The organism is Planctomycetia bacterium, assembly GCA_021413845.1.
Classification (GTDB): domain Bacteria; phylum Planctomycetota; class Planctomycetia; order Pirellulales; family PNKZ01; genus PNKZ01.
On sequence record JAIOPP010000011.1, the window covers coordinates 1 to 2173 of the forward strand.

Here is a 2173-nt window from a genome sequence, read left to right on the forward strand (position 1 = left end):
AGCGGCGTTCCCCGCGTCGAAGACGTCCGGTCGATCAGTCAGTTCGGACTCTCGGCCGTCACGATCGTCTTTGAGGAAGGGACCGACATCTATTGGGCGCGACAGATGGTCGGCGAACGGCTGCTGATCGCCCGCTCGAACATTCCGCCCGGCATGGGCGATCCGGAGATGGGGCCGATCTCGACCGGCCTCGGCGAAATCTATCAGTTCGAAGTTCGTTCGAAGCCCGGTCACGAGCATTCCCTCATGCAACTTCGCGAGGTGCTCGATTGGAACATCGCGTACCAACTCCGCAGCGTACCGGGCGTGATCGAGGTGAACACGTTCGGCGGCGAGTTGAAGACTTACGAAGTGCAACTCGATCCGAACAAACTCCTCAACTACCAGATCTCAATCGACGCCGTCCTGGAGGCGTTAAAGCAGAACAACGCGAACGAAGGGGGAGGCTATCTCGTTCATGAGCAAGAGCAGCGCGTGATCCGCGGCGAGGGGCTCATCGGCAGCCTCGACGACGTCGCGAACATCGTGCTCGATGCGCGATCCGACGGCACGCCGATCTACGTCCGCGACATCGGCGAGGTCAAAATGTCGCCGCTGCTTCGCCAAGGGGCGGTCACGCGCGACGGTAAAGGGGAAGGCGTCGTCGGCATTGTCATGTTGCTGATGGGGGAGAATGCCCGAGTCGTCGTCGATCGCGTTCAGCAAAAGATCGACGAGATTCGCAAAACGCTTCCCGAAGGGGTCGAGATCGACACGTTTTACGATCGGACCGACTTGGTCCGTAAAACCATCGGCACCGTCGTCAAGAGTTTGGCCGAAGGGGGCGCGCTGGTCATCATCGTCTTGCTGTTGCTGCTCGGCAGTCTCAAGGCGGGGCTGATCGTCGCGTTCGCCGTGCCGTTGTCGATGCTCGGAGCGTTCATCGGCATGGTCCTTACCGGCCACTCGGGCAATTTGATGAGCCTCGGCGCGATCGACTTCGGGCTGATCGTCGACGGTTCGGTCGTGCTGATCGAGAACATCGTTCGTCGCGCCGGAGAATACTCACACCATCATCCGGGCAAAACGGTCCCGCAAAGCGTGATTCGCAAGGCATGTCATGAAGTGGCGCGCCCGGTCGTCTTCGGCGTCGGTATCATCATGATCGTCTACTTGCCGATCCTCTCGCTCCGCGGTCTCGAAGGAAAAATGTTCCGCCCGATGGCGTTCACCGTCATCTTTGCATTGCTGACGTCGCTGGTGCTGGCGCTAACGCTGATGCCGGTGCTTGGCTCGATCTTCCTCTGCCGCAACGTGACCGAGAAAGAGACGTTCCTCATTCGCTGGGCGAAGCAAATCTATCGGCCGCTGCTGTTGAAGGCGATGGCGCGGCCGGGGTTGATCATGCTTACGGCTGCGATCGTCTTCGGCATCAGCGCTTGGCTTGCGACCGGGCTCGGCGCGGTGTTCGTGCCGCGGTTAGACGAAGGTTCGCTGGCGATTCAAGCGATTCGCTTGCCGAGCGTTTCGCTCGAAGCGTCGATTGAGATGATGACGGCGGTCGAGAAGGCGCTCATGAAGTTCCCGCAGGTGATTTCGGTCGTCTCCAAGACCGGTCGTCCGGAAATTGCGAACGATCCGATGACGGTCAATCTGACCGACCTGTTCATCTCGTTGAAGCCGGAGTCGGAGTGGCCGGAGCCGATTTCGAAAGAGGAACTCGTTCGGCAAATGGAAGAGGCATTGGCCAAGTCGGTGCCGAGCAACTCGTTCAGTTTCACGCAACCGATCGAATTGCGCGTGCAGGAGTTGGTCGCCGGCGTGCGGAGCGACGTCGGCATCAGCTTGTACGGCGACGATTTGGATGCGTTGAAGGAGAAGGCGGACGAGATTGCCCGAGTCGTTGCGAAGGTGCCGGGGGCAGCCGACGTCGGGGCCGAACAGACCGCCGGCTTGCCGACGTTACGAGTTCGAATCCGTCGTCAGGATATCGCCCGCTACGGCATCAATGCCCGCGATGTGCTTGATGCCGTGGCGACGATCGGCGGTACGGTCGTCGATCAGGTGTTCGAAGGACAGCGACGATTTCCGTTGCAGATTCGTCTGGCGCCGAGCTCGCGGCAAGATGTCGACGCGTTGCGGAGACTGCGCATCGCCGATCCGCAGGGGCGGCGGATTCCACTCGAACAGGTCG

1 protein-coding gene is annotated in these 2173 nt (G+C 60.6%); it reads left to right on the plus strand.

Going from position 1 to position 2173, the window contains the following annotated elements:
• Nucleotides 1-2173, plus strand: a 2173-nt coding sequence (locus K8U03_02570) for a CusA/CzcA family heavy metal efflux RND transporter (protein MCE9603767.1), incomplete at both ends; no start/stop codon positions are given.